Source organism: Flavobacterium sp. P3_A6, assembly GCF_056403035.1.
Map to the genome: position 1 here is coordinate 1 of NZ_JBFUGG010000066.1, position 692 is coordinate 692.

General features: G+C 71.4%; 2 pseudogenes. Both read right to left on the reverse strand.

The annotated features are described in order from the left end of the window. Window positions 1–266 (reverse strand): annotated as a pseudogene (locus AC1DVP_RS21325) (hypothetical protein); the annotation flags it as partial. Between the two features lie 26 nt (window positions 267–292). Then, window positions 293–692, reverse strand: a pseudogene (locus AC1DVP_RS21330) (isocitrate lyase); the annotation flags it as partial.

Here is a 692-nt window from a genome sequence, read left to right on the forward strand (position 1 = left end):
GGCCCGGGACCAGCGACGCGCCAGCTCGGGTCCGCCCGGATCCCCGCCGTGAGCGGCAGGAAGTCGGGGTCGGCACCGTTGGAGAACCTGGTGCGGCGGTGCTGGCGGCCGAGCAGCAGGTCGTGGCGTCGGCCCGAGAACCGGATGTGCAGGTCGGTGAGGAAGTCGATGGCCTCGGAGGTGAGGATCTGGTCGGACCCGGCGCCGGCCGGCCCGGCGAGCGAGAGGTGGGCGCGGATCAGCGGCGGGGGGATGGTGATGGTCATGGTCGTGCTCCTGGTCTTCGTGCAGGTCAGTGGGTGAACTGGGCCGTCTCGGTGCTGCCCGCGAGCGCGAGGGTGGCGCTCTCCGGGGAGATCGCCGTGGCGACGCGGTCGAAGTAGCCGGTGCCGACCTCGCGCTGGTGGCGCGTGGCGGTGTAGCCGTCGGTCTCGGAGGCGATCTCGGCCTCCTGCAGCTCGACGTACGCGCTCATGCCGCGCTCGGCGTAGCCGCGGGCAAGCGAGAACATCGAGTGGTTGAGGGCGTGGAACCCGGCCAGGGTGATGAACTGGAAGACGTACCCGTGGCCGGCCAGCTCCCGCTGGAACCGCGCGATCTGCAGGTCGTCCAGCTGCGAGCGCCAGTGGAACGACGGCGAGCAGTTGTAGGCCAGCAGCTTGCCGGGGAAGCGGTCGTGGATCCGCTCGGCG